The organism is Roseomonas genomospecies 6 (assembly GCF_008365375.1).
Classification (GTDB): Bacteria; Pseudomonadota; Alphaproteobacteria; order Azospirillales; family Azospirillaceae; genus Azospirillum.
In genome coordinates this window covers 203,858-219,764 of the sequence record NZ_QOKW01000004.1, presented here as the reverse complement: position 1 = coordinate 219,764, position 15,907 = coordinate 203,858, and the positions used below count along the sequence as shown (strand labels likewise).

Sequence of the window (15,907 nt, the reverse complement as noted above, 5' to 3'; positions counted from 1 at the left end):
CAAACTGTCAAAAACGCCGCCGTTCGTTGGCACTTTTCCGTCTTTCTGCCGCCTGCTCCGCCCACGATAGTCATGGAAGGCAGGATCGCACAGGGAGAGGGGCGGCATGGCTTCGGGGGACCGGGACGATCAGCGCTTCGTGGAGATCATCGGCGTTCCCATCGAAGCGGGGGCCGGCCATCCCGGCGCCCTGATGGGGCCGGCGGCGCTGCGCACGGCGGGGCTGGTCCGCGCCCTGCGCGAGTTGGGGCACGAGGTCCGCGATCTGGGTGACCTGACCCCGGCTCCCTGGAGCGAGGGCGATGCCGCCACGGCCCGTCTGGCGGAGATCACCGCCTGGTCGCGGGCTTTGGCCGACCGCTCCTACGCCATGATGCGGGCGGGCGGGGTGCCGGTCTTTCTGGGCGGCGACCACAGCCTGTCGATGGGCTCGGTCACCGGGGTGGCCCGCCATTGCCGGGAGGTGGGGAAGCCGCTGTTCGTGCTGTGGTTGGACGCGCACGGCGACTTCAACACGCCCCACACCTCGCCGTCCGGCAACATGCACGGGATGCCGGTGGCCCTGCTGTGTGGCGAGGACGGCTTCGACGACGTCTTCCCGCCGGAGCAGCGCGCCACCGTGAATCCGGCCCACGTCCATCTGTTCGGAATCCGCTCCCTCGATGCCGGCGAGCGGCGCCTGCTGCGCGCCCGCGGGGTGGACGTGGTGGACATGCGGCTGATCGACGAGCACGGAGTCGGCGTCCACATGCGCCGCATCATCGAGCGGGTGCGGCAGGCCGGCGGCCATCTGCACGTCAGCCTGGACGTGGATTTCCTCGACCCCTCCATCGCGCCCGCGGTCGGGACGGCGGTGCTGGGCGGGGCGACCTATCGCGAGGCGCACCTCATCATGGAGATGCTGCACGATGCGGGCGTCGTCGGCTCGCTGGACGTGGTGGAACTGAACCCCTTCCTGGACGAACGGGGCAAGAGCGCCCTTCTGCTGGTCGATCTGGTGGCGAGCCTGTTCGGGCGCCGCATCATCGACCCCGCCGTCACCCGGTCGCAGATCGGCGGCCAAGCCGTTTGACGAAAAAACAATTCCCGGAGAGAACGCCATGCTTCCGCACGCCGCCGACCTGATCGGGACCGAACACCGCCTGGGCGCCCACAATTACAAGCCGCTGGACGTCGTGCTGGCGCGCGGCGAGGGCGTCTATGTCTGGGACACTGAGGGCAACCGCTATCTCGACTGCCTGTCGGCCTATTCCGCCGTCAATCAGGGCCATTGCCACCCGAAGATCCTGGAGGCGATGGTGAGCCAAGCGTCGAAGCTGACCCTGACCTCCCGCGCCTTCCGCAACGACCAACTGGCGCCGTTCTACGAGGAGCTGGCGGCGCTGACCGGCTCCCACAAGATTTTGCCGATGAACAGCGGGGCGGAGGCGGTCGAATCGGCGATCAAGACGGTGCGCAAGTGGGGTTACGAGGTGCGCGGCGTGCCGGAGAATCAGGCGGAGATCATCGTCTGCTCCGACAACTTCCACGGGCGCACCATCACCATCGTCAGCTTCAGCACGGACCCGGACGCGCGCGGCGGCTTCGGCCCCTTCACGCCGGGTTTCCGCACCGTGCCCTTCGGCGACGCGGCGGCGCTGGAGGCGGCGATGACCCCCAACACGGTGGCCGTCCTGCTGGAGCCGATCCAGGGCGAGGCCGGCGTGGTCATCCCGCCCGCCGGCTATCTGCGCCGGGTGCGCGACCTGTGCACGGAGCGCAACGTCGTGATGATCCTGGACGAAATCCAGACCGGGCTGGGCCGCACCGGCAAGCTGCTGGCCGAGGAGCATGAGGGGGTGGAGGCCGACGTCACCCTGATCGGCAAGGCGCTGTCCGGCGGCTTCTACCCGGTGTCGGCGGTGCTGTCGAACTCCGAGGTTCTGGGCGTTCTGAAGCCCGGCCAGCACGGCAGCACCTTCGGCGGCAACCCGCTGGCCTGCGCCGTCGCCCGCGCCGCCATGCGGGTGCTGGTGGAGGAGGGCATGATCGACAACGCCGCCACCCAGGGCGCCTATTTCCTGGAGCAACTCGGCGCCATCCGCAGCAACGTGATCCGCGAGGTGCGCGGGCGTGGCCTGATGCTGGCGGTGGAGCTTCACCCGGAGGCGGGCGGGGCGCGCCGCTATTGCGAGGCGCTGCGGGCGCGCGGCGTGCTGGCGAAGGACACCCACGACCACACCATCCGCATCGCTCCGCCTCTGGTCATCACCCGCGGGCAGGTCGATTGGGCGCTGGAGCAGTTCGACGCCGTCCTGACGGGAGCCACCATTCCGTAAAAGGCGCTTGCGGCCCGCCCCGGCCTTCGCCACGGTAGGGCGGGCTTTCCTTTTTCCGGCAGCGATCCGCCATGCACAGCGCCATCATCGACCTCCCGTCCGCCACCCCCGGCACCCGGCGGACCCTGACCGTCCAGCGCTTCGGCACGGCGGGCGCGCGGCCCTGCGCCTACATCCAGGCGTCGCTGCACGCCGACGAGATCCCGGCGATGCTGGTGGCCGACAAGCTGCGCCGCATCCTGACCGCGCTGGAGGCCGAGGGGCGGATCGCGGGCGAGGTGATCCTCGTTCCGGTCGCCAACCCGGTGGGGCTGGGTCAGTCGCTGATGGACCATCACCTGGGCCGGTTCGACCAGGACGACGGCAAGAACTTCAACCGCGACTACCCCCACCTGACCGAGGCGGTGGCCGAGCGCGTGGCCGACCGCCTGACCGACGACGGCGAGGCCAACAAGGCCGCCATCCGCGCCGCCTTGGCCGACGCCCTGGCCGAGCGCACCCCGCGCACCGAGACGGAGCACATGAAGCACCGTCTTCTGGAACTGGCGCTCCAGGCCGATTGGGTGCTGGACCTGCATTGCGACCTGGAAGCGGTGATGCACCTCTACACCCTGACGCCCTCGGCGGAGGCCTTCGCCCCGTTGCAGCGGCTTCTCGGGGCGCGGGCCGTCTTCCTGGCCGAGGAATCCGGCGGCGACCCCTTCGACGAGGCGGTCAGCCGCCCCTGGAACGAGCTTGCCAAGCGCTGGCCCGACCGCCCGATTCCCTTCGGCTGCCATTCCGTGACCGTGGAGCTGCGCGGGCAGGCCGATGTGGAGCACGCCCAGGGCGAAGCGGACGCCCAGGCCATCGCCGGCTTTCTCACCCATGTCGGCGTCCTGTCCGGCGAGCCGCCGGCCCTGCCGGAGCCGCTGTGCGCCCCGACCCCGCTGGAATCCTCCGAACCCCTTACCGCCCCGGTGGGCGGCGTGGTGGTCTTCCACCACAAGGCGGGCGACCGCGTGGAGGCCGGCGCCGTGGTCGCCGACATCCTCGACCCGCTGACCGGCGCCGTGACCCCGGTGCGCAGCGAATCGGCGGGCGTCCTCTACGCCCACAGCGCGACCCGCTTCACCCTGGCGGGGAAGCGGATCGCCAAGGTGGCGGGAACGACGCTGCGGCGGACGGGGCCGTTGCTGAGCGCGTGAAAGGCTCATTCCGCGCTTCCATCAGAACCGGAGTCTCCTTTGGACGCCAGTCATTCGGATCGAACAGTTAGCGGAACTGATTCTTGAGCATTGGGTAAAAAGCCGCGTGCTGCTCTTTCACCTGCTCAAGGAATTTTTGGCGCTCGGGGTTCCTCATGATTAGATCCTTATGCCAAGGGCTATTCGCCCAGGTGCTTTCACCTTCCAAGGAAAAGCCAAAATATTCTGGGTTCAACAATATTTCATAGGTTATGAATGAATGATCGTTGGCAAAGCGGAACGTGGTATTGATCATGACTTTTGGAATGATGGTGCCTAATTCGGAAAGGGTTTGACGAATATTCTTACCGTGGGTGGGTTGGTAATTGCTCGTCGCTTCCATGATGATGTGGTTTATGCCCCAGCATGCTTGCTCCCGTTGATAGTGGGCGTCTGTCTGGATGAAGTAGACATCCTTTCGTGAGCAGAACCTAGAGAATTCCCAGCCCCCCGCACCGAGATCGACGTTCGTTCCGATAGAAATATGCCCCAAGAATTTACCGTTGATGATGTTTGCCATCGTCAGGAATGCGATAACATTATTCTGGTTATTCCTGGTTTCATTGAGTGCTGTGACCGTCCACTTTCCAGGCGGCAGGGGAACTTTGGTGCGGGAAACCTGGATCGTACCTTCGTAGGACGATCCGATCGGCAGCTGCGAAGCGATGCTGTCAGCGCGAGCCGTGTGAATGGTGGTGAAAGCCAAAAATGCCATGATGGCTGCAGAAAGCCGCAAAATGCATCTCCTTCGTATTTTGTCTTCGTGAAAATACAGGCCAGGCACGACAACCTTTAGATCTTTAGCATAAAGGTTGCAACTTTGGCGTATCATGATCGTGAAAATGAGAGCGTCAATCGACCGCAGTGGGTGCGTTGTCATGTGTCGCACTTGACGCCCATACCAACCGTTCGGTATGTTTAGCCCATGCCGAGACCAGCCAAACGCCACCCCGAACGCGGCGATGCCCGCACCCGGCTTCTCGAAGCGGCGCGGGATGTCATCCGCGCCAAGGGCTTCGCGGCGACCTCCGTCGATGATCTCTGCAAGGCGGCGGGGGTCACCAAGGGCGCGTTCTTTCATCATTTCGAGACCAAGGAAGCGCTCGGCGTCGCCGCCGCCGCCTATTGGGCGGAAACCACCTCGGCCTTCTTCGAGAACGCGCCTTACCGGCGGCTCGAAGACCCACTCGACCGCCTGTTCGGCTATGTCGAGTTCCGCAAGGCGATCATCGACGGCGACCCCGCCGAATTCACCTGCCTCGTCGGGACCATGACGCAGGAGGTCTACGGGTCGCATCCGGCGATCCGCGACGCCTGCGCCGCCAGCATCTTCGGCCACGCTGCGACGCTCGAACCGGACATCGCGGCGGCCATGGCGGCGCGCGGCATCGAGGCCGATTGGACCCCGGCGAGTCTCGCGCGGCACACACAGGCCGTCCTCCAGGGCGCCTTCATCCTCGCTAAGGCGACGGGCGACCGGGCCGACGCGCTGGAAAGCGTCGATCACCTGAAACGCTACCTCACGCTGCTCTTTTCAACGCCCCGCTCGAAAGGGAATCCCCATGACGGAAGTTGAGCGCGACCTCGTTCTGACCCGTACCCTCGACGCGCCGCGTCCCGCGCTGTGGCGCTGCTGGACCGAACCCGAGCTTCTGAAGCAGTGGTTCTGCCCCAAGCCCTGGTTCGTGTCCGAGGCGCGGATGGACTTGCGGGCGGGCGGGGAATTCTTCACGCTGATGAACGGCCCGAACGGCGAATCCTTCGGCGACCCCGGCGTCTTCCTCGACGTGGAGGAGGGCCGCAGGCTGGTCTTCACCGACGCCTTCCGCCCCGGCTGGCGGCCGTCGGGCCGGGCCTTCATGACCGCGGAGGTGCTGTTCGAAGACGCGGGCGCCGGCCAGACCCGCTACACCGCGCGCGCCATGCACTGGAGCGCCGAGGCGCGCGACGAGCACGAGAAGATGGGCTTCCACGAAGGCTGGGGCAAAGCGACCGACCAGCTTGAGGCCCTTGCGAAAACGCTTTGATGCCAAATCGCTTCGATCGGGAGGAGACGACGCCATGGAACCGACGATCTATCTCAACTTCAACGGGACCTGCCTGGAGGCGATGACCCACTACGCCGAAACCCTCGGCGGCGAGGTCGCCTATGTGTTCCGCAACGGTGACGCCCCGGATGCGGGAAGCCGCATGCCCGGCGGCGATGACCTCGTGATGAACATGATGGTGAAGCTGGGGGCGGCCACGGTGATGGCGTCCGACGCGCCGGACAGCATGTACAGCAAGCCGCAGGGATTCGCGGTGTCGATCGCCCCGCCGTCGCTCGCCGAGTTCGACCGCGTCTTCGAAGCGCTGGCGAAGGACGCCCGGTCCGTGCCCATGCCGCCGGGCGAAACCTTCTGGGCCGAGCGCTTCGCCATGTTCACCGACCGGTTCGGCACGCCCTGGATGCTGAACTACGCCGGTGCGAAGGACGCGGCTGCGGCGGTGTCCTGACGGAAAGAGCCAAACAATCGAATAAGGGAGGAAAGACATGGCTTACGTTGACGGGTTCGTCATCGCGGTTCCAACGGCCAACAAGCAGGCCTTCATCGATCACGCGAACAAGGCCGACAGCCTGTTCAAGGAGCTTGGTGCGACGCGTGTCGTCGAATGCTGGGGCGATGATGTACCGGACGGCAAGCTCACCGATTTCCGCCGGTCGGTGCAGGCGAAGGACGACGAAACCGTCGCCTTTTCCTGGGTCGAATGGCCGGACAAGGCCACGCGGGACGCCGCCATGAAGCGGATGGAGGAGCTGATGAAGACCGACGAGCGGTTCAGTCCGGAGACGAATCCGATGCCTTTCGACGGAAAACGGATGATCTTCGGCGGGTTCGCGCCGGTCGTCGATCTGTGAGGGTTGGCGGACCGCCGCGCATAAAGAAAGCCCTCCTTCCCTTGCGGGAAGGAGGGTTGCAGTCAGGGGACTTCGCTGAAAAATCAGGACTGAAAAAGTCAGCGCTGAAAAATCAGGCCGAAACCAACTCCTCCAGGGAGCGCTCGATGATGTCCAGGCCCTCGTCCACCAGCGCGTCCGGCGCGGTCAGCGGAACCAGGATGCGGATCACGTTGCCGTAGGTGCCGCAGGACAGAAGGACGAGGCCCTTCTCCGCCGCCTTGGCGACCAGCGCCTTGGTCAGCTCCGGCGCCGGCTCCTTGGTGTCGCGGTCCTTCACCAGCTCCATGGCGATCATGGCGCCCAGGTTGCGCACGTCGCCGATCACCGACAGCGTGTTGCGCTGGGCCATGCTGCGGAAGCGGCCCGCAATGCGCTCGCCCAGGTCGTTGGAGCGCTGGATCAGCTTCTCCTCCTCGATGACGTCCAGCACGGCGAGGGCCGCGGTGGTCGCCAGCGGGCTGCCGGCGTAGGTGCCGCCGATGCCGCCGGGGATCGGGGCGTCCATGATCTCCGCCTTGCCGGTGACCGCCGACAGCGGGAAACCGCCGGCCAGGCTCTTCGCCATGGTCATCAGGTCGGGCTCGACGCCGGAATGCTCGATGGCGAACATCTTGCCGGTGCGGGCGAAGCCGGTCTGGATCTCGTCGATGATCAGCAGGATGCCGTTGTCGTCGCAGACCTTGCGCAGGGCCTGTAGGAACTCCGGCGGGGCGATGTTGAAGCCGCCCTCACCCTGCACCGGCTCCACGATGATCGCGGCGACGCGGGTGGCGTCCACGTCCGATTTGAAGAGCTGCTCCAGCGCCTTCAGGCTGTCCTGAACGCTGATGCCGCGATAGGCGTTGGGGAAGGGCGCGTGGTAGACCTCCGCCGGGAAGGGGCCGAAGCCGACCTTGTAGGGAACGACCTTGCCGGTTAGCGCCATCGCCAGCAGCGTGCGCCCGTGGAAGGCGCCGGTGAAGGCGATCACGCCCGGACGGCCCGTGTGGGCGCGGGCGATCTTCACGGCGTTCTCGACGGCTTCCGCGCCCGTGGTGAAGAAGGCGGTCTTCTTCGGCGTGGAGCCCGGAACCAGCGCGTTCAGCCGCTCCGCCAGGGTCACGAAGGACTCGTAGGGCGTGACCATCGCGCAGGTGTGGGTGAAGCGGTCGAGCTGGGCCTTCACCGCCTCGACGATCTTCGGATGGCGGTGGCCGGTGTTCAGCACCGCGATGCCGCCCGCGAAGTCGATGAAGCGGTTGCCCTCGACGTCCCACAGCTCGGCGTTCTCGGCGCGGTCCACATAGACCGGCATGGCGTTGGCAAGGCCGCGCGGAACGGAGGCGTTGCGGCGATCCTGGAAGGACTGGTTGCTCATCTCTAAAAACCCCCGATTGGACGTTTCGTCAGGCGCCCAGCCCGACGCACAGGTACTTGATCTCCAGGAAGTCATCCACGCCGTACTTGGAGCCTTCCCGCCCGATGCCCGACTGCTTGATGCCGCCGAACGGCGCGACCTCGGTCGACAGGATGCCCTCGTTGATGGCGACCATGCCGTATTCGAGCTGTTCCGCCACGCGCCACACCCGGCCGATGTCCCGGCTGTAGAAATAGGCCGCCAGACCGAATTCCGTATCGTTCGCCATGCGGACGGCGTCGGCTTCCGTCTCGAACTTGAACAGCGGGGCGACCGGGCCGAAAATCTCCTCGCGGGCCACGCGCATCTCGGTGGTGACGCCGGTCAGGATGGTCGGCTCGAAGAAGGTGCCGCCCAGATCGTGGCGCTTGCCGCCGAGCGCGACCTTGGCGCCCTTGGCCACGGCGTCGCCCATCAGCTCCTCGACCTTGTCGATGGCCTGCGTGTTGATCATCGGACCCTGGCTGACGCCGGCCTCCAGGCCGTTGCCGACGCGGATCTGCTTCACCGCCTCGACCAGCTTGGCGGCGAAGGCGTCATAGACGCCGGCCTGGACCAGCAGGCGGTTCGCGCAGACGCAGGTCTGGCCGGAGTTGCGGTACTTGGACGCGAGCGCGCCCTTGACCGCCTCGTCCAGGTCGGCGTCGTCGAACACGATGAAGGGCGCGTTGCCGCCCAGCTCCAGCGACACCTTCTTCACCGTGTCGGCGGACTGGCGCATCAGGATCTTGCCGACCTCGGTCGATCCGGTGAAGGACAGCTTGCGCACGATCGGGTTGGCGGTCAGCTCGCCGCCGATGGCGACCGGGTCGGACCCGGTGACGATGTTGAACACCCCCGCCGGGACACCCGCGCGCTCCGCCAGCTCGGCCAGCGCCAGGGCGGACAGCGGCGTGTCCTCCGCCGGCTTGACCACCACGGTGCAGCCGGCGGCGAGCGCCGGGCCGACCTTGCGGGTGATCATGGCGTTGGGGAAGTTCCAGGGCGTGATCGCCGCGACGACGCCGATCGGCTCCTTCAGCACGACGATGCGCTTGTTGCCGGCGAAGGTGGGGATCACGTCGCCGTAGACGCGCTTGCCTTCCTCGGCGAACCACTCGATGAAGCTGGCGCCGTAGGCGACCTCGCCGCGGGCCTCGGCCAGCGGCTTGCCCTGCTCCAGCGTCATCAGGACGGCCAGATCCTCCTGCGCCGCCATGATCAGCTCGAACCAGCGGCGCAGGATCGCGGCGCGCTCCTTGGCGGTCTTGGCGCGCCAGCCGGGCAGGGCGGCGTCGGCGGCGGCGATGGCCTGACGAGTCTCCTCCGCGCCGACGTCGGCGACCTGGGCCAGTTCCTCGCCCGTCGCCGGGTTGGTCACCGCGAAGGTCTTGCCGGAGAAGGCGTCGCGCCACGCGCCGTTCACATAGGCTTGGGTCCGAAGAAGGCTCTGATCGTTCAGCGACAGCATGGGGGTCCGCCTCGAATTGCGATGTGAAGGGAGCGTAGCCATGTTTAATAAATTAAACAACCCTAATCGGGTGTTGAGTTTTTGGTGACGCACACACGCGATTCCGGTATGCCTTCCGGTCAGGAGCGAGGAACCGATCCATGGATGTGGATGCTGTCGATTTCAACGTGGGCGCGCGCCTGAAGCAGGTGCGGGAAGCGCACGGCCTGTCCCAGCGCCAGTTGGCGCAACGGGCGGGCGTGACCAACGGAACCATCTCGCTGATCGAGCAGAACCGGTGCAGCCCCTCCGTCTCCTCGCTGCGCAAGGTGCTCCAGGGCATTCCCATGACCCTGGCGGAGTTCTTCTCCTCCGACGACCTGCCGCCGCGCGAGCAGATCTTCTTCAAGGGCAGCGATCTGATCGAATTGACCAGTCTGGTGAAGAGCCGGGTCGGCTTCATGTCCTTCCGGCAGGTGGGCGACCTGCACGGGCGCAACCTCCAGGTCCTGCACGAGCGATACGCCCCCGGCGCCGACACCGGCGGGCGCACCATGCTCCAGCATGAATCGGAGGAGGGCGGCGTCGTCATCAAGGGCCAAATCGAGCTGACGGTGGGCGACCGCAAGGAGATCCTCGGTCCCGGCGACGCCTATCTGTTCGACAGCCGCATCCCGCACCGCTTCCGCAACATCGGCGACGAAGAGTGCGAGATCATCAGCGCCTGCACCCCGCCTTATCTCTGACATCACTCCACCGGATTTGAGGAAAGGCCGGGCCGCCCATCGGGGCCGCCCGGCGTTTTCGTATCAGCGCAGGTTGCCCTTCAGCCGCTCGTTGCGACGGCGCAGGGCCTCCAGCGTGGCGAGCAGGATGACCGAGATCGTGGTCAGGATCACCGCCGCCGCCGTGATGGTCGGGCTGATGTTCTCGCGGATGCCGCTGAACATCTCGCGGGGCAGGGTGCGCTGCTCGGGACCCGCCATGAACAGCACCACCACCACCTCGTCGAAGCTGGTGGCGAAGGCGAACAGGGCGCCCGACGCCAGACCCGGCAGGATCAGCGGCAGGATCACCCGGCGGAAGGCGTAGATCGGCGAGGCGCCGAGCGAGGCGGCGGCCCGCGCCAGATTCATGTCGAAGCTTTGCAGCGTCGCGCTGACCGTGATGACCACGAAGGGCGTCGCCAGCGCCGTGTGCGCCAGGATCAGCCCGGTGTAACCGCCGGTCAGCCCGAGGGGCGCGAAGAAGAAATAGAGGCCGACCGCGGTGATGACGCCCGGCACCACCACCGGCGACAGCACGATGGCCAGCACCAGCGGCTTGAACTTGCTCTTCCACTGGGCGAGGCCGAGCGAGGCCAGCGTGCCAAGCACCATCGACAGGATGGTCGAGGCCACCCCGATGATGACGCTGTTCTTCAGCGCCGTCACCCAGCGCGGGGAGTTCAGGAAATCCTCGTACCAGCGCAGCGACAGGCCCGGCAGCGGGTAGGTCAGGTAGGAGCCGGAGCTGAAGGACAGCGGCATGATCGCCAGGATCGGCGCCATCAGGAAGACCAGCACCAGCGAGGCGACGACCACGGTGGTGATCCAGGCGACGCGCTGGCTGGCCGTGCGGGGGGAGTGGTTCTGGCTCAATTCTTCATCCCTCCCGTGACCTGCTGGCCGTGGACCAGCTTTCCATAGACGACGGCCAGCAGCAGCGTGGCGAGCAGAAGCACCGCGCCCAGCGCCGAGGCCAGACCCCAGTTGACGGTTTCCGTGGTGTAGAAGGCGATGAAGTAGCTGATCATCTGGTCGGCGGCACCACCCACCAGGGCCGGCGTGATGTAGTAGCCGATGGCCAGGATGAAGACGAGCAGGCTGCCCGCCCCGATGCCGGGCACGGTCTGCGGCAGGTAGATGCGCAGGAAGGCGGTGACCGGCGAGGCGCCCAGCGACGCCGCGGCCCGCATGTAGGCCGGCGAGATCGACTTCATGCTGCTGTAGAGCGGCAGGATCATGAAGGGCAGCAGCACATGCGTCATCGCCACATAGACGCCGAAGCGGTTGTAGATCAGCCGCAGCGGTTCGTCGATCAGGCCGATCCAGCGCAAGGAATCGTTCACGATGCCCTCGCTCTGCAACACGACGATCCAGGCGCAGGTGCGCACCAGAAGCGAGGTCCAGAAGGGCAGCAACACGAAGATCATCAACAGGTTCGACTGGCCCGTGGGCAGCGTGGCCAGCATGTAGGCGACCGGGAAGCCCAGGATCAGGCACAGGACCGTGACGCCGAAGCTGATGGTGAAGGTGCGCCCGAACACGTCGCGGTAGATCGCCTGCTCCTCGGGGGCGGCGACGATGGCGCCGTCCAGGTTCCGGGTCAGATCGACCGCGCCCAGAAGATAGAAGCCGGTGAGCGGCCCGCTGGCACCCTTGATCGCCGCCCAGGTGGCGCGCTCGCCCCAGGCCGGGTTGATGCCGATCAGGGTTTCCTTGGCGGTGCCAGGCTCCGGCAGGGTCTTCAGGTTGCGCGCCGTGCCCGACATGATGGTGCGGAAGCCGTTCAGGGCGTAGTTCAGCCGCTTGGACGCGATGGCGACCGTGCCGGCCTCGCGCGCCGTCCGGATGTCGCCCGCCAGAGCGGCGAAGGCCGGCTCGCCCGGGACATCCCTGCCGTCCCAATCGGCCAGCGCCGCGACGGTGTGGGGCAGGACCTGACGCACCTCCCAATCGTCCACCGACCGCCAGAGCATGCCGGCGATTGGACCGAGGAAGGTGAAGAGCAGGAACAGGAGGAGCGGAAGGATCAGCGCCAGGGCCTTGAGCCGGCGCGCCCGCTCCGCCCGCTTCAGGCGGCGCTTGAGGGGCACCTCGGACGACGCATCGGCGCCGGCGACGAACGCGGCTGTCATGGGCGGCCTATTTCGAAAATGCGGTAGAGAGGTGTGTGGGGTGGTCGCGTTGGGCCCCCACCCAACCCTCCCCCACTTCGCGGGGGAGGGCTTCAAGTTCCCTCCCTCACCGGAGGTGGGGGAGGGTTAAGGAGGGGGCCCGTCGCAACCACTCAAAGACTCGAGCGACTTACTTCGCCGCCCACTTGTTGAAGCGCTCGGTCAGGCGGTCGATGTTCTCCAGCCAGAAGGGAACGCTGATCTCGACCGCGTTCTTCATGTTCTCCGGAGCGGTCGGCAGGTCCTTCAGCACGGCGGGGGCCAGCTTGGACGGGGCGTCCTTGTTGGACGTGCCGTAGGCGATGTTCTCGGACAGCTTGGCCTGGTTCTCCGCCTTGCCGACGTAGTCCAGGAACTTGTAGGCGGCTTCCTTGTTCGGGCTGCCCTTCAGGATGACCCAGCTATCGATGGTGTAGAGCGCGCCGTTCCACACCATGCCGAAGTTCTTCTTCTCGGCCTTGTTCGCGGCGTCGATGCGGCCGTTGTAGACGGACGTCATCACCACCTCGCCCGAAGCCAGGAGCTGCGGCGGCTGGGCGCCGGCCTTCCACCAGACGATGTCGTTCTTGATGGTGTCCAGCTTCTTGAAGGCGCGCTCCAGACCCTCTTCGGTCGCCAGAACCTTGTAGACGTCCTTCGGCGCGACGCCGTCGGCCATCAGGGCGATCTCCAGGGTGGTCTTGGCGCCCTGGCGCAGGCCGCGCTTGCCCGGATACTTCTTGGTGTCGAAGAAGTCGGCCCAGCTCTTCGGCGCGTCCTTCAGCTTGTCCTTGTCGTAGCCGAGCACGAAGTCGTACACGATCGCGCCGACGCCGCAGGCATCGACGGTCTGCGGCAGGTAGGCCTGCTCGCCGCCGATCCGGTTGAACTCCATCGTCTCGAACAGGCCCTCTTCACAGCCGACGGCCAGTTCCTCGCTCTCCACCTGCACGACGTCCCAGGTGGCGGCGCCGCCCTGGACCTTGGCGCGCAGAACGCCGATGCCGCCGTCCCAGGACTCGTCGTTCATCGGAATGCCGGCCGCCTTCTTGAACGGCTCGAAATAGACCTTCTTCTGGGCTTCCTGATAGGCGCCGCCCCAGGACACGACCGTCAGGTCGCGGGCCTGCGCGGCGGTGGCCAGAGCCACACCGGCGGTGAACGTCGCAAGGAACCCAACCGCCACCTTAAGCTTCGACATCGTCCCCGTTCCTTCATTATGTGTGGTTGCGTCAGGAGGTGATACGCCCCCGGTCCCCCTCCCGGAGAGACCGGACGGACGGGCGGTGTCGATCACACGGGATCGAGCGCCCGGCAGTCCTCGGGGCGGAAGCCGATGGACACGCTCTGGCCGTGGCTGAGGCCCGCATGGGCGCCCGGCGGCAGCTTGACCATGAATTCCCCGTTGCCGGCGACCTTCAGCACGGCCAGCGCGTGGTCGCCGAGATAGATGGTGTCCTGCACATGGGCGGGCAGCGCGTTCATGCCGTCCGGCGCCGCCCCGTCCGTCAGGATGCTGATCCGCTCCGGCCGGACCGACAGCGAGGTGGCGGCACCCGCACCGGCCACGTTGACCGCCTGCGCCACGACCGAACCGCCCGCCGCCAGAGCCACCCGGCAGAAGCCCCGTTCGATATTCTCGACGGTGCCGTCCAGCACGTTGTTCTCGCCGATGAAGTTGGCGACGAAGCTGTTGACCGGGCGTTCGTAGAGCGCGTCCGGCTTGTCGATCTGCTGCACGATGCCGTCGTTGAACACCGCGATGCGGTCCGACATGGTCAGCGCCTCGCTCTGGTCGTGGGTGACGTAGACGACGGTGATTCCCATCGTCTCGTGCAGTTGCTTGATCTCAAGCTGCATGTGCTCGCGCAGCCGCTTGTCCAGCGCGCCCAGCGGTTCGTCCATCAGGACGAGCTGCGGGTTGAAGACCAGCGCGCGGGCCAGCGCCACGCGCTGCTGCTGGCCGCCCGAAAGCTGGCCGGGATGGCGGTGCGCCAGATTTTCCAGCTTGATCATGCGCAGCGCCGACCGCACCCGTTCCTTCACCTCCGCCCGCGGCATCTTGCGCACGGTCAGCGGGAAGGCGACGTTCTCCTCGATCGTCAGGTGGGGGAACAGCGCATAGTTTTGGAAGACCATGCCGATGTCGCGCTTGTGCGGCGGCATGTTCTTGATCGGCCGATCGGCGAGATAGATCTCGCCATGGGTGGGGACCTCGAAGCCGGCCAGCATCATCAGCGTGGTCGTCTTGCCCGAGCCGGAGGGGCCGAGCAGGGTGACGAACTCGCCCTTCCTGATGTCGAGGTCGAGGTTCTTCACCACGAGGTGCTCGCCGTCATAGGTCTTCTGCACCCCGACGAAGCGCACCAGTGCCTGTGCGGTCGTGACCATGCCGCCGTCCATCATCCTCCCCCCGTCCGAGGTATCCCGGTCCAGGACCCGCGCCAGGGTTGCGTTCCCGACACAGGACCTATGCAATGGGTCAGACGGTATACCCGTTTAATAAATTCGACAAGCCCGTTGCTCGCGTCATGATCATTTCAACGGACTGGCGAAATTCTGTGCATCTGCGAACGCCGTGCACGCGGTTTGAACGCGAGTTTGCTCCTTCCTTGACCGGTTGAGAACCCCGACTTTGGGAGGCTTCAGGAACGAAGCGGCGATTTTGCCCGAGTCGTCCGTCACGCTCCGGGGGCGGGCGGAAAAAACGGAACGATCCGCTCCACGAGGTCGGTGAATTTTTTCACCAGTGGCGAACTTTCGTTGCTCCGCCGCGCGAGTTGCAGGGTGGTGAAGGCGTCCGGCGTGTCGAGCGGTCGGTAGACCACACCCTCCAGCGCCACCTGACGCAACTGGCCGGGCAGAATCGACACGCCCAGCCCGGCGGCGATCAGCCCGATGATGGTGAAGGCCTCCCGCGCGTCCTGCGTCACGTTGGGGCGGAATCCGGCGGCGGCACACAGCGCGAAGACCTGCTCGTGCGTGCTGGTGCCGAAATCGGCGGGATAGAAGACGAAGGGCTCGTCGCGCAACGCCGCCAGCGGAACGACCTCCCGCCCGGCCAGCGGGTGATCGGCGCGCATTACCGCCAGCAGCGGTTCCCGCACCACGTCGTGGAAGCGGAAGGACTCGCGGTCGGGGACGAAGCGCGGTTGCCGGATGAAGCCCACGTCCAGACGCCGGTCGGCCAGCGCCGTCAACTGCTGCTTGGACGGCAATTCGACCAGGGTCAGATGCACGTCCGGGTGGGCGCGGCGGTAGGCGTCGATGATTCGCGGCACCATCGGCAGGAAGGGGGCCGCCGCGGTGAAGCCGACGCGCAGTTCGCCCACCTCTCCCCTGGCGGCGCGGCGGGTCAGGACGGCGGCGCGCTCCGCCCGCGCCAGGATCTCCCGCGCCTCGCCCAACAGGAGTTGGCCCGGTTCGGTCAGTTCCACCCGGCGCTTGGTCCGCTCGAACAGGCGGGCGCCAAGCTCGGCCTCCAGGGCCTGGATCGACTGGCTGAGCGGCGGCTGCCCGATGCCCAGCCGGGCGGCGGCGCGGCTGAAATGCAGCTCTTCGGCGACGGCGACGAAGTGGCGGAGATGGCGCAGATCCATGGCTTCTTTTTATATGGGAAAGATATTAAAGTCCCCTGATAAATGTATTTGAACCATGAAAGCGACCGCGCCATGTTGGGG

General features: G+C 66.4%; 16 protein-coding genes. 8 read left to right on the top strand and 8 right to left on the bottom strand.

Annotation, left to right across the window (positions count from 1 at the left end; genetic code table 11):
- Positions 1–106 precede the first annotated feature (106 nt).
- The 3 genes from rocF to DS843_RS07595 all read left to right on the top strand — a co-directional run bounded on the left by rocF (position 107) and on the right by DS843_RS07595 (position 3,505).
- Entirely contained in the window at positions 107–1,072 is a 966-nt protein-coding gene (rocF, locus tag DS843_RS07605) for an arginase (RefSeq protein WP_149468283.1), read from the top strand.
- A 28-nt stretch (positions 1,073–1,100) separates the two neighbouring features.
- A complete protein-coding gene (rocD, locus tag DS843_RS07600) occupies positions 1,101–2,318 on the top strand; it encodes an ornithine--oxo-acid transaminase (protein WP_149468282.1) in 1,218 nt (405 codons plus the stop codon).
- A 71-nt stretch (positions 2,319–2,389) separates the two neighbouring features.
- Positions 2,390–3,505 (top strand): M14 family metallopeptidase, encoded by a 1,116-nt coding sequence (locus DS843_RS07595; RefSeq protein WP_149468281.1) that lies wholly within the window; start codon positions 2,390–2,392, stop codon positions 3,503–3,505.
- Positions 3,506–3,572: 67 nt separating this feature from the next.
- On the opposite strand, the gene DS843_RS07590 is transcribed toward DS843_RS07595, so the two are convergent.
- A complete protein-coding gene (locus tag DS843_RS07590) occupies positions 3,573–4,280 on the bottom strand; it encodes a hypothetical protein (protein ID WP_149468280.1) in 708 nt (235 codons plus the stop codon).
- A 189-nt stretch (positions 4,281–4,469) separates the two neighbouring features.
- Between DS843_RS07590 and DS843_RS07585 the strand changes: the two genes are divergently transcribed.
- From DS843_RS07585 to DS843_RS07570, 4 genes are read left to right on the top strand one after another with little or no spacing between them, the layout of a single operon-like run.
- Complete coding sequence (locus tag DS843_RS07585) at positions 4,470–5,120, top strand: TetR/AcrR family transcriptional regulator (RefSeq protein WP_149468279.1); 651 nt, start codon at positions 4,470–4,472, stop codon at positions 5,118–5,120.
- Positions 5,107–5,571 carry an SRPBCC family protein gene (locus DS843_RS07580; protein WP_149468278.1) on the top strand — a complete coding sequence of 155 codons (465 nt, stop codon included), beginning with the start codon at positions 5,107–5,109 and terminating at the stop codon, positions 5,569–5,571. The genes DS843_RS07585 and DS843_RS07580 overlap by 14 nt, the downstream gene beginning before the upstream one ends.
- 34 nt (positions 5,572–5,605) lie before the next feature.
- A complete protein-coding gene (locus DS843_RS07575; protein WP_149468277.1) occupies positions 5,606–6,040 on the top strand; it encodes a VOC family protein in 435 nt (144 codons plus the stop codon).
- Positions 6,041–6,077: 37 nt separating this feature from the next.
- Entirely contained in the window at positions 6,078–6,443 is a 366-nt protein-coding gene (locus DS843_RS07570; RefSeq protein ID WP_149468276.1) for a DUF1428 domain-containing protein, read from the top strand.
- A gap of 112 nt (positions 6,444–6,555) precedes the next feature.
- Here DS843_RS07570 and gabT read toward each other — a convergent pair whose 3' ends face one another.
- Both gabT and DS843_RS07560 read right to left on the bottom strand, forming a co-directional pair.
- Complete coding sequence (gabT, locus tag DS843_RS07565) at positions 6,556–7,842, bottom strand: 4-aminobutyrate--2-oxoglutarate transaminase (RefSeq protein ID WP_149468275.1); 1,287 nt, start codon at positions 7,840–7,842, stop codon at positions 6,556–6,558.
- A gap of 28 nt (positions 7,843–7,870) precedes the next feature.
- Positions 7,871–9,331 (bottom strand): NAD-dependent succinate-semialdehyde dehydrogenase, encoded by a 1,461-nt coding sequence (locus DS843_RS07560; RefSeq protein ID WP_208852195.1) that lies wholly within the window; start codon positions 9,329–9,331, stop codon positions 7,871–7,873.
- Between the two features lie 140 nt (positions 9,332–9,471).
- On the opposite strand from DS843_RS07560, the gene DS843_RS07555 reads away from it, so the two are divergent.
- Positions 9,472–10,056 carry a cupin domain-containing protein gene (locus DS843_RS07555; protein ID WP_149468274.1) on the top strand — a complete coding sequence of 195 codons (585 nt, stop codon included), beginning with the start codon at positions 9,472–9,474 and terminating at the stop codon, positions 10,054–10,056.
- Between the two features lie 63 nt (positions 10,057–10,119).
- Here DS843_RS07555 and DS843_RS07550 read toward each other — a convergent pair whose 3' ends face one another.
- The 5 genes from DS843_RS07550 to DS843_RS07530 form a co-directional block, all read right to left on the bottom strand.
- Positions 10,120–10,950 carry an ABC transporter permease gene (locus DS843_RS07550; protein ID WP_167525227.1) on the bottom strand — a complete coding sequence of 277 codons (831 nt, stop codon included), beginning with the start codon at positions 10,948–10,950 and terminating at the stop codon, positions 10,120–10,122.
- Positions 10,947–12,209, bottom strand: coding sequence for an ABC transporter permease (locus tag DS843_RS07545; protein ID WP_149468273.1), 1,263 nt, complete (start codon positions 12,207–12,209; stop codon positions 10,947–10,949). Before DS843_RS07545 ends, DS843_RS07550 begins: the two co-directional genes overlap by 4 nt.
- Positions 12,210–12,378: 169 nt before the next feature.
- A complete protein-coding gene (locus DS843_RS07540; RefSeq protein WP_149468272.1) occupies positions 12,379–13,428 on the bottom strand; it encodes an ABC transporter substrate-binding protein in 1,050 nt (349 codons plus the stop codon).
- A gap of 92 nt (positions 13,429–13,520) precedes the next feature.
- Positions 13,521–14,618, bottom strand: a complete 1,098-nt coding sequence (locus tag DS843_RS07535; protein WP_408902071.1) for an ABC transporter ATP-binding protein — start codon at positions 14,616–14,618, stop codon at positions 13,521–13,523.
- 290 nt (positions 14,619–14,908) lie between these two features.
- Positions 14,909–15,826, bottom strand: a complete 918-nt coding sequence (locus DS843_RS07530; protein ID WP_149468271.1) for a LysR substrate-binding domain-containing protein — start codon at positions 15,824–15,826, stop codon at positions 14,909–14,911.
- Between the last annotated feature and the right edge of the window lie 81 nt (positions 15,827–15,907).

Excerpts from the sequence above, each read along its gene's own strand:
- rocF (WP_149468283.1), top strand. The coding sequence starts at position 107 with ATGGCTTCGGGGGACCGGGACGATCAGCGCTTCGTGGAGATCATCGGC.
- rocD (WP_149468282.1), top strand. The coding sequence starts at position 1,101 with ATGCTTCCGCACGCCGCCGACCTGATCGGGACCGAACACCGCCTGGGC.
- DS843_RS07595 (WP_149468281.1), top strand. The coding sequence starts at position 2,390 with ATGCACAGCGCCATCATCGACCTCCCGTCCGCCACCCCCGGCACCCGG.
- DS843_RS07585 (WP_149468279.1), top strand. The coding sequence starts at position 4,470 with ATGCCGAGACCAGCCAAACGCCACCCCGAACGCGGCGATGCCCGCACC.
- DS843_RS07580 (WP_149468278.1), top strand. The coding sequence starts at position 5,107 with ATGACGGAAGTTGAGCGCGACCTCGTTCTGACCCGTACCCTCGACGCG.
- DS843_RS07575 (WP_149468277.1), top strand. The coding sequence starts at position 5,606 with ATGGAACCGACGATCTATCTCAACTTCAACGGGACCTGCCTGGAGGCG.
- DS843_RS07570 (WP_149468276.1), top strand. The coding sequence starts at position 6,078 with ATGGCTTACGTTGACGGGTTCGTCATCGCGGTTCCAACGGCCAACAAG.
- gabT (WP_149468275.1), bottom strand. The coding sequence starts at position 7,842 with ATGAGCAACCAGTCCTTCCAGGATCGCCGCAACGCCTCCGTTCCGCGC.
- DS843_RS07560 (WP_208852195.1), bottom strand. The coding sequence starts at position 9,331 with ATGCTGTCGCTGAACGATCAGAGCCTTCTTCGGACCCAAGCCTATGTG.
- DS843_RS07555 (WP_149468274.1), top strand. The coding sequence starts at position 9,472 with ATGGATGTGGATGCTGTCGATTTCAACGTGGGCGCGCGCCTGAAGCAG.
- DS843_RS07545 (WP_149468273.1), bottom strand. The coding sequence starts at position 12,209 with ATGACAGCCGCGTTCGTCGCCGGCGCCGATGCGTCGTCCGAGGTGCCC.
- DS843_RS07540 (WP_149468272.1), bottom strand. The coding sequence starts at position 13,428 with ATGTCGAAGCTTAAGGTGGCGGTTGGGTTCCTTGCGACGTTCACCGCC.
- DS843_RS07535 (WP_408902071.1), bottom strand. The coding sequence starts at position 14,618 with ATGGTCACGACCGCACAGGCACTGGTGCGCTTCGTCGGGGTGCAGAAG.
- DS843_RS07530 (WP_149468271.1), bottom strand. The coding sequence starts at position 15,826 with ATGGATCTGCGCCATCTCCGCCACTTCGTCGCCGTCGCCGAAGAGCTG.